The organism is Betaproteobacteria bacterium (genome assembly GCA_016791345.1).
Classification (GTDB): Bacteria; Pseudomonadota; Gammaproteobacteria; order Burkholderiales; family JAEUMW01; genus JAEUMW01.
In genome coordinates, this window is the sequence record JAEUMW010000341.1 from 1 (window position 1) to 7,969 (window position 7,969).

The following is a 7,969-nucleotide window of genomic DNA, read 5'->3' on the forward strand; positions in this document are numbered from 1 at the left end:
CGGGCCGAGCGCTGCGAACGCGCTGATCTCGCGTTCCAGCAGCTCCGGAATCTCGGCCCATCGCTCGTGATACCGACTCTTGATCTCGTGATAGTCGATGCTGCGCAGAAGCAGGCTGGCGCTGTGAAATCCGCCGAGCTCCTGCTGCGCGAGTTCGTTGAGGATGCGGTAGTACTCGATGGTCGACGGCCAGCTCGTCCCGCCAAGCAATCCGATCGTTTTCAAACGCTTCTCCTGGGCACCGATCCGTGCAGACCGATTGTGCGCAAGCCATGTCACTGCTGTCGAGAGGGCAATCCGCCGCGCGCGAATGACGACGCACTAAAGCAAGGCTCGCGTCGAGGCGCGTGCACTCTCATGGATCACGAAAGTTGATGAAAGTGCTCTGGATATTTGGCAAGTAATTGATCTGCAATATAAAGAAAGGTGGATTGTAATTTGCTGGCCTGCACCACGATCCCTGAGGGCCCATGCAAGAAGTCAAATCCACCTGTTGCTATTGCGGCGTCGGCTGCGGCGTCGTGGTGCAGACGCACGACGGCGCCATCGTCGGCGTGCGCGGCGATGAGGAACATCCCGCGAACTTCGGGCGCCTGTGCTCGAAGGGTTCGACGCTGCACCTGAGCACCGGTCTGGCGACGCGGGCGCTCCATCCGGAAATGCGGACGAGCCGCAACACCGCTGCACGCACCCGTTGCAGCTGGGACGAGGCGCTCGACTTCTGTGCGCAGCGCTTCGCGGAAATCATCCGGCGCGACGGGGCCGACGCGGTGGCCTTCTATGTTTCCGGGCAACTGCTGACCGAGGACTACTACGTCTTCAACAAGCTCGCCAAGGGTCTCGTCGGCAGCAACAACATCGACACCAACTCGCGGCTTTGCATGTCCTCCGCCGTGGCAGGCTACAAGGCGACCCTCGGCATGGACGCGCCGCCCGCCTGCTACGAGGACATCGATCACACCCAGTGCCTCTTCATCGCCGGCTCCAACACGGCGTTCGCGCACCCGATCCTGTACCGGCGCATCGAGGCGGCGCGACAGAAGAACCCGCAGCTGAAGACGATCGTCGTCGATCCGCGCCGCACCGACACGGCGCGCGAAGCGAATCTGCATCTGCCGATCCTGCCGGGCACCGACGTCGCGCTCTTCAACGGCATGCTGCACGTGCTGCTGTGGGAGGAGTTGTGCGACCAGGCGTACATCGCGGCGCATACCGAAGGCTTCGATGCCTTGAAGCAGACCGTGCGCGAATACACGCCGGCGGCAGTGGCGCACACCTGCGGCGTGCCGGCCGACGCCATCGTCGAGGCGGCGCGCTGGTTCGGTCAGTCGGAGGCGACGCTGTCCCTCTATTGCCAGGGGCTCAACCAGTCGAGCAACGGCACGCAGAACAACGCGGCGCTCATCAATCTGCATCTCGCCACCGGACAGATCGGGCGTCCGGGTGCCGGTCCGCTTTCCCTCACCGGGCAGCCCAACGCCATGGGCGGGCGCGAGGTCGGCGGGCTCGCCAATCTGCTCTCGGCACACCGCGATATGGCCGACCCCGTGCACCGTGCCGAGGTCGCGCGTCTGTGGGGTGTTCCGGACGTGCCGGCGAAGCCGGGGAAGACTGCGGTGGAGCTGTTCGAGGCGGTGCGCAGCGGCGAGATCAAGGCGGTCTGGATCGCCTGTACCAACCCGGCGCAGTCGCTGCCGGATGTCGGTCTGGTGCACGAGGCCCTGCACAAGGCCGAGTTCGTCGTCGTCCAGGAGGCATTCACCAACACCGACACGGTGGCGTTCGCCGACGTGCTGCTTCCGGCCAGCACGTGGGGCGAGAAAGAGGGCGTCGTGACCAATTCAGAGCGCCGCATCACCCGCGTGAAGGGCGCCGTGGCGCCGCCCGGAGAGGCCCGTGCCGACTGGGAGATCGCACGCGACTTCGCACTCCGTCTGGGCGGTGCACTGGGCAACGCACTCGCGCCGCGCATGTTCGACTACGCGGACACGGAGGCGGTGTTCAACGAGCATCGCGAGTCCACGCGCGGTCGCGACTTGGACATCACCGGGCTGTCCTACGCGCTGCTGGAGACGCGCGGGCCGCAGCAGTGGCCGTTTCCGGAGGGCGCGACAGCGGGCAAGGTGCGCCTCTACGACGATGGCGTCTACCCGACGCCCACCGGACGCGCGCGCTTCCTCAACACGAAGTACAAGGCTACCGCGGAGAAGACCGACGCGCGTTTCCCGATGCATCTCAACACCGGTCGGCTGCGCGATCAGTGGCACGGCATGAGCCGCACCGGACGGGTCGCGCGGCTCTACAACCACGCCGGCGAACCGGTGCTCTCCGTGAACCCGGCGGACATGGAGCGGCGGCAACTGCGCGATGGCGACATCGTCCGGGTGACGAGCCGGCGCGGCGAGACGGTGCTGCGGGTCGCGGCGTCCGACGAGATGCGCCCGGGCCAGACGTTTCTGCCGATGCACTGGGGCGGGCAGTTCATGAATTCCGCCGGCGCCAACGGGCTCACCCTCGGGGCGCTCGATCCCGTCTCCAAGCAGCCGGAACTCAAGCATGCCGCGGTGCGCGTCGAGAAGCTCAACCTGCCGTGGCAGCTCGTCGTCATGCGTGTCGTCGACATGCGCGACGCATCCGCCGACACGGTGTCGGGCAAGGCCGCGCAGTGGCTGGCGTCTGCCAATCCGCTGCTCGGCGAGTTCGTCTACGCCACCATCGGGCTCTTCGGCCGCGAGCATCCGGCAGTCATCCTCCAGGCCGCTCACGCCGCGCCGGTGGCACCCGAGCTCGTCGCCGAGATCGACCGCCTGTTCGATTTCGACGAGCGCGCGAGCATGACCTACGTCGACGCCAAGCGCGGCATCTCCAAGCGCGTGATGATCGAGGACGGCGTCGTCACCGGGGTTCGCCTCACGGGGGAAACGGCCGCGCGCGACTGGCTGAAGGACATCATGGCGCAGGGATCGCCGGCCGACGCGGTGCGGCGCTGGGTGCTCGCGCCACTCGCCGCACCGCCTGCCGGGAGTCGCCAGCGCGGCCGCGTCATCTGCACCTGCCTGGATGTTGCCGAGCAGGAGATCACGGAGCGCATTGCGCTCGGCGCGGATCTGGGTGCGCTCCAGACATCGCTCAAGTGCGGGACGCAATGCGGGTCCTGTGTGCCGGAGCTCAAGCGGCTGGTCGCCCTCGGCGACAACAAGCCCGGCAACCTCGCGGCAGCGCGGCCGTAGGTTGCGGGGGAACGCCATGAGCGGGAAGGTCTATCTCATCGGCGCCGGGCCCGGCGACATCGAGCTGCTGACGCTCAAGGCGATACGCGCGCTCGGCCAGGCGGACGTCGCGCTGCTGGACGATCTGGTGAACCGCGAGGTGCTGCGTTTTCTTCGCCCCGATGCGCGGGTGATCGAGGTCGGCAAGCGCGGCGGCTGCCGGTCGACGCCGCAGGCGTTCATCGAACGCCAGATGGTGCGGCTCGCGCGCGCGGGTTCGTGCGTGGCACGCATCAAGGGCGGCGATCCTTTCGTGTTCGGCCGCGGTGGCGAAGAGCTCGCAACGCTGCGCGCGGCCGGCATTGAAGTCGAGATCGTCAGCGGAGTCACCGCCGGCATCGGCGTGCCGGCAGCGCTCGGAATTCCGGTCACGCACCGCGACTGCGCGCACGGGGTGACCTTCGTCACCGGTCACACGCAGGGCGATGCGCCGGTGCGCTGGGATGCGCTGGTCGCCTCGGGGACGACGCTCGTGATCTACATGGGCATGACCCACCTGCCGGAGATCGTTGCGGGACTTCGCAGCGCCGGCATGAGCGCGACCACCCCGGTCGCCATCGTGCAGAACGGGACGCTGCCCCGCGCGGCCAGTGTCGTCTCCTGCCTCGGAGACGTGGTCGAGGCGGCCGCCGACGCCGGGCTCGCCAGCCCGGCGCTGGTGGTCGTGGGCGAAGTCGTGCGCTTCGCGACCCCGTGTGCGAACGGCGTGCGCGAGCGGCACGTGGCCTGAGCGCGGCTGCCGCGAATGGCACAGACAAGTATTCGAACGGGCAACGAGGACTGAAGAGCCACTATGGAAAAAATGAAGCTGGTGTTGGTTGGCAACGGCATGGCGGGGGTGCGCACGCTGGAAGAATTGCTCAAGGTCGCGCCCGATCTCTACGACATCACCGTCTTCGGTGCGGAACCGCACCCGAACTACAACCGCATCCTGCTCTCGCCCGTGCTGGCCGGCGAAATGACCATCAACGACATCGTGCTGAACGATCTGTCCTGGTACGAAACGAACGGCATCCGGCTGCACCTCAACAAGAAGGTCGTGAAGATCGACCGCACGGCGCGCAAGGTCGTGGCCGATGACGGCACCGAGGAAGCCTACGACCGGCTGCTGCTCGCGACGGGATCGAACCCCTTCATGCTGCCGATCCCCGGCAAGGACCTGCCCGGCGTCATCGCCTACCGCGACATCAAGGACACCGACGAGATGATCGACGCGGCGTCCCGCCACAAGCACGCCGTGGTGATCGGCGGCGGCCTGCTCGGCCTGGAAGCCGCCAACGGCCTCGCGCTGCGCGGCATGGATGTGACCGTCGTGCACGTGATGCCGTGGCTCATGGAGCGCCAGCTCGACCGGACGGCCTCCGAAATGCTGCAGAAGTCGCTCGAGGCGAAGGGGCTCAAGTTCAAGCTGGAGAAGCAGACCGAGGCGCTCGTCCGCGGCGAGTCCGGCCGCGTCTGTGCCATCAAGTTCAAGGACGGCGAGGAAATCCCCGCCGATCTCGTTGTCATGGCCGTGGGCATCCGCCCGAACACGGAGCTCGCGGAATCGGCCCGGCTGCAGTGCAATCGCGGCATCCTCGTCAACGACACGATGCAGACCTTCGATCCGCGTGTCTACGCGGTCGGCGAGTGCGTCTCGCATCGCGGCATCGCCTACGGCCTGGTCGCGCCGCTGTTTGAGCAGGCCAAGGTGTGCGCCAACCATCTCGCGGAGTTCGGCTTCGGTCGCTACAAGGGCTCGGTCACATCCACCAAGCTCAAGGTGACGGGCATCGATCTCTTCTCCGCGGGCGACTTCACCGGCGGTGAGGGCACGGAGGAGATCGTCCTCCACGACGCTGCCGGGCAGGTCTACAAGAAGCTCGTGATCAAGGACGACAAGATCGTCGGTGGCGTGATGTACGGTGACACCGCCGACGGCTCCTGGTACTTCCAGATGCTGCGCGAGGGCCGCAACATCGCCGACATCCGCGATCACCTGATGTTCGGGCAGACCACACTGGGCAACGCCGGTCACCAGGGACAGGCGCACGCGGCAACCATGCCGGACGAGATGGAGGTCTGCGGCTGCAACGGCGTGTGCAAGGGCACCATCGTCAAGGCGATCAAGGAGAACGGGCTCTTCACCCTCGACGACGTGCGCAAGCACACGAAAGCGTCTGCTTCGTGCGGATCGTGTACGGGTCTGGTCGAGCAGATTCTCGCCTCGACGCTCGGCGGCGCCTACGCACCGCAGGAGAACACCCTGAAGCCGATGTGCGGCTGCACCGACTTCACCCACGAGCAGGTGCGCAAGGCGATCCGCGAGGACAAGCTGCTGTCCATTCCGGAGGCGATGCAGTTTCTCACCTGGAAGACACCGAACGGCTGCGCGTCCTGCAGGCCGGCCCTCAACTACTACCTGATCTCCACCTGGCCGCACGAGGCGAAGGACGATCCGCAGTCGCGCTTCATCAACGAGCGCGCCCACGGCAACATCCAGAAGGACGGCACGGACTCCGTGATTCCGCGCATGTACGGCGGCGTCACCTCGCCGGACCAGCTGCGGCGCATCGCGGACGTCGCGGACAAGTACCGGATTCCGACCGTCAAGGTCACCGGCGGCCAGCGCATCGACCTGCTCGGCGTGAAGAAGGAAGATCTGCCGAAGGTCTGGGCCGACCTCGACATGCCGTCCGGGTACGCCTACGCCAAGGCGCTGCGCACGGTGAAGACCTGCGTGGGCTCGGAGTGGTGCCGCTTCGGCGTGCAGGATTCCACCAACCTGGGCATCGACCTCGAGCGCGCCTTCGATCGCATGTGGTCGCCGCACAAGGTGAAGATGGCGGTCTCCGGCTGCCCGCGCAACTGCGCCGAATCCGGCATCAAGGACGTCGGCATCGTCGGCGTCGAGTCCGGCTGGGAGATCAGCGTCGCCGGCAACGGCGGCATCAAGACGGAAGTCGCGCAGTTCCTCTGCAAGGTGAAGACACGCGAGGAGGTGGTGGAATACTCGGGCGCCTTCATCCAGCTCTACCGGGAGGAGGCGCGCTACCTCGACCGCACCTGCCACTGGGTGGCACGGGTCGGCCTCGACTACGTGAAGAGCCGCATCCTGGACGATGCCGAAGGCAGGAAAGCGCTGTACGAGCGCCTGCTGTACGCCGTCTCCGGCGAGAAGGACCCCTGGAAGGAGCGGGTGCAGGAGGGTGCCGCCAGGCAGGAGTTCGAACCGCTCTACGTCTAGGGGCGCGACACGGCTTGCCGCGCGCACCCGGTCAACGACCACTCACACAGGAACCAACAACATGTATGTCGCAGTCGTCACCTTCCAGGCTTACCCAGATCAGGTGGAGGAAGTCATCAAGCGCTACCAGGAGTTCGGCGTGCCGTGGATGAAATCGCAGAAGGGCATGGCGAACTTCCGCGTCATGACCGACAAGACTTCAGGCAAGGGGCGCCACGTGGCGGTGTGGGAAACCGAGGCGGACGCGCGCGCGTTCGTGGAGACGGGCGCGTTCGTCGATCTCTTCTCGCGCTTCCGCGACGTGTTCACGGGGCCGCCGGCGCGCGAGGTCTACGAACTCGACATTCAGGCGTGAGCGGGCGCCTTAACCTGACGAGAGAGGTGAAATTGAGCGACTGGGTGAAGATCGGCGCCCTCGAGAACATCCCCAAGCTGGGCGCGCGGGTGGTGAAGAGCGCGGCGCATGGCGACATCGCCGTGTTCCGCAATGCGGACGACGAAGTTTTCGCCGTGCGCGACGCGTGTCCGCATCGCGGCGGACCGCTTTCACAGGGAATCGTTTTCGGCACCAAGGTGGCCTGTCCGCTGCACGGCTGGACCATCTGCCTCGACGACGGCAAGGCGGTGGCGCCCGACGAAGGCTGCGTCCAGCGATTCCCCGTGAAGGTGGAGGCGGGACAGGTACTGCTCGAAGTCTGAGCCTTGACACTGCGACAAGGAGCTATCCGATGGACAAGTCATTTCTCAAGTCGGGCCATACGCCGACGCTGATCGCAGCGTTCCTCTATTTCGACCTGAGCTTCATGGTGTGGGTGATGCTCGGCCCGCTCGGTGTGCAGATCGCCAAGGATCTCGCACTGGCACCCGCGCAGAAAGGCCTGATGGTCGCCACACCGGTGCTTGCCGGGGCGCTCCTGCGTATCGTCATGGGGGTGCTGGTCGACCACCTGAAGCCGAAAATGGCGGGCATCATCGGCCAGATCATCGTCATGGTGGCGCTGCTCGTCGCGTGGTACTTCGGCATCCACAGCTACGCGCAGGTGCTGGCACTGGGACTCGCACTCGGCGTTGCCGGCGCGGCGTTCGCGGTGGCGCTGCCGCTGGCGTCGCGCTGGTATCCGCCGGAGCACCAGGGCACCGCGCTCGGCATCGCCGGTGCGGGAAACTCCGGCACGGCGCTCGCGGCGCTGTTCGCGCCAGGGCTGGCGATGACCTTCGGCTGGAACAACGTGCTGGGGCTGGCGGTGATACCGCTCGCCTTCGCGTTCATCGTCTTCCTGATCTTCGCCAAGGACAGCCCCGAATGCCCGCCGGCGAAATCGCTGGGCGAGTACATGCACGTGCTGAAGGACAAGGACGCCTGGTGGTTCATGTTCTTCTACAGCGTCACCTTCGGCGGCTTCGTCGGTCTCGCGTCGTCGCTCACGATCTACTTCAACGACCAGTACGGTCTGACGCCGGTGATGGCGGGCTA

6 protein-coding genes and 1 pseudogene are annotated in these 7,969 nt (G+C 66.3%); 6 read left to right on the plus strand and 1 reads right to left on the minus strand.

The genetic code is table 11. The features are described 5' to 3' along the window. Positions 1-75: 75 nt before the first annotated feature. Positions 76-225 (minus strand): annotated as a pseudogene (locus JNK68_13425) (aspartate/glutamate racemase). A gap of 245 nt (positions 226-470) precedes the next feature. Here JNK68_13425 and JNK68_13430 point away from each other — a divergent pair. The 6 genes from JNK68_13430 to JNK68_13455 all read left to right on the plus strand — a co-directional run. Beyond that, a complete protein-coding gene (locus JNK68_13430; GenBank protein MBL8541357.1) occupies positions 471-3,230 on the plus strand; it encodes a molybdopterin-dependent oxidoreductase in 2,760 nt (919 codons plus the stop codon). Between the two features lie 16 nt (positions 3,231-3,246). After that, the gene (cobA, locus tag JNK68_13435) at positions 3,247-3,999 is read left to right on the plus strand and encodes a uroporphyrinogen-III C-methyltransferase (protein ID MBL8541358.1); all 753 of its coding nucleotides are present in this window, start codon (positions 3,247-3,249) and stop codon (positions 3,997-3,999) included. A 63-nt stretch (positions 4,000-4,062) separates the two neighbouring features. Next, positions 4,063-6,495, plus strand: coding sequence for an NAD(P)/FAD-dependent oxidoreductase (locus JNK68_13440; GenBank protein MBL8541359.1), 2,433 nt, complete (start codon positions 4,063-4,065; stop codon positions 6,493-6,495). 61 nt (positions 6,496-6,556) lie between these two features. Continuing rightward, the gene (locus JNK68_13445) at positions 6,557-6,850 is read left to right on the plus strand and encodes an antibiotic biosynthesis monooxygenase (GenBank protein MBL8541360.1); all 294 of its coding nucleotides are present in this window, start codon (positions 6,557-6,559) and stop codon (positions 6,848-6,850) included. 32 nt (positions 6,851-6,882) lie between these two features. Further along, positions 6,883-7,194, plus strand: coding sequence for a nitrite reductase small subunit NirD (gene nirD, locus JNK68_13450; GenBank protein MBL8541361.1), 312 nt, complete (start codon positions 6,883-6,885; stop codon positions 7,192-7,194). A gap of 29 nt (positions 7,195-7,223) precedes the next feature. Continuing rightward, on the plus strand, positions 7,224-7,969 hold a 746-nt coding region (locus tag JNK68_13455; protein ID MBL8541362.1), incomplete at its 3' end, for a NarK/NasA family nitrate transporter.